Raw genomic sequence first — 1402 nt, forward strand, 5'->3', positions numbered from 1 at the left:
TATTTAAATTAACTTTCAGGGCATATAATGACAACGTACACACCGCCTTCCCACTCAGCCAACACCGCTGAAAACACCTCTCTTTTTTACGTAATATTTATATCGGCTGTGGCTGCTATTGGTGGCTTTTTATTTGGTTTTGACTCGGGTGTTATTAACGGCACAGTGTCGGCACTCGGTAATGCGTTTAACTCAAGCAGTGTGGCTACGGGCTTTAACGTAGCGTCTGTATTACTTGGCTGTGCCTTCGGTGCACTTGCTGCGGGGCCGCTGGCTGATAAGTTTGGTCGCCGTGCAATTATGATCATCACCGCGATTATTTTTGCCATTAGTGCATTTGGTTCGGGCATTAGCGAAAGCTCGGCCGAGTTTATTTTTTACCGCTTATTTGGTGGCTTAGGTATTGGTGCTGCATCGGTATTGGCGCCGGCTTATATTGCAGAAGTTGCACCACCTGCCCTTCGTGGTCGTTTAGCTACATTACAGCAACTCGCTATTGTATTGGGTTTATTTGCTGCGTTTTTAAGTAACTATTTAATTGCTGATGCAGCTGGTAGCGCGCAAAATATTTTAATGCTTGATACAGCCGCTTGGCGCTGGATGTTTTGGGCTGAGCTTGTGCCTGCAATACTGTTTTTAGTGGGTGTGTTGTTTATTCCTGAGTCGCCTCGTTATTTAGTGGCGCAAGGTAAAGTGGATGATGCAAAAGCGGTATTTAGCAAAATTTCAGACGACAATGCAGATAAACAAATAAGCGATGTTAAAAGCTCCTTACGTAGCGATAAAAAGCCAAGTATTCGCGATTTATTTATTGATGGCAGTAAAAAAGTACACCCGATTGTATGGGCGGGTGTTGCGCTGAGTGTGTTTCAGCAATTTGTGGGTATTAATGTGGTGTTTTATTACGGCTCTGAGCTTTGGCAAGCCGCTGGGTTTGATGAGTCGCAATCGTTATTTATAAATGTATTAGCGGGCACCACTAATATTGTATCGACCTTTATTGCCATTGCCCTAGTTGATAAAGTTGGCCGTAAGCCACTGCTCTTAGTAGGCAGTATTGGTATGTTTATCAGCTTAAGCGCGCTTACTTATATATTTGGTAGTGCAGGCCTTGATGAAGCAGGCAAACTTGCCCTTAGCGATAACATGGGTACGTTTGCACTGATTATGGCTAACTTATTTGTGGTATTTTTTGGCTTAAGTTGGGGCCCTGTTGTATGGGTATTATTAGGCGAAATGTTTAAAAACCGTATTCGTGGTGCAGCCCTTGCTGTTGCAGCTAGCGCACAATGGATTGCTAACTTTGCCATTACCATGACCTTCCCTATTATGCTGGCTAACATTGGCCTTGCCGGTGCTTATGGCTTTTATGCGTTATCGGCACTTATAAGCATATTTTTTG

At 43.7% G+C, this 1402-nt stretch carries 1 protein-coding gene; it reads left to right on the top strand.

From position 1 onward, the window contains the following. Nucleotides 1-27: 27 nt before the first annotated feature. Nucleotides 28-1402, top strand: a 1375-nt coding sequence (locus H5072_RS19490; RefSeq protein WP_182694513.1) for a sugar porter family MFS transporter, incomplete at its 3' end; no start/stop codon positions are given.

The organism is Pseudoalteromonas sp. SR45-5 (assembly GCF_014163565.1).
Classification (GTDB): domain Bacteria; phylum Pseudomonadota; class Gammaproteobacteria; order Enterobacterales; family Alteromonadaceae; genus Pseudoalteromonas; species Pseudoalteromonas distincta.